The following is a 242-nucleotide window of genomic DNA, read 5'->3' on the forward strand; positions in this document are numbered from 1 at the left end:
CCCAGAGCGTCGGGTCCATCCAGACGTGCGGGTCGAAGCGGCCCTCGTAATCGGGATGGCTGACGAGAACATCGCGCGGCAACGCCTCTGCCACCGCCTCGACCGCGCGGCGGCGGGACAGGTCTTCGAAGAACCGCTCCATCTGCGCTTCGAGATAGAGCCCGTGCCACAATACCAGATCGGCGCGCGTCAGGGCGACGATATCGCTGCGGGTCTGCCGGTAGCCGTGGGGGTCCACCCCC

The 242-nt window shown here is 68.2% G+C and carries 1 protein-coding gene; it reads right to left on the minus strand.

The window, feature by feature from the left end:
• On the minus strand, positions 1-242 hold a 242-nt coding region (locus tag A3728_RS17645; RefSeq protein WP_161489598.1), incomplete at both ends, for a metal ABC transporter solute-binding protein, Zn/Mn family.

The organism is Sulfitobacter sp. HI0040 (genome assembly GCF_001634885.1).
Classification (GTDB): domain Bacteria; phylum Pseudomonadota; class Alphaproteobacteria; order Rhodobacterales; family Rhodobacteraceae; genus Sulfitobacter.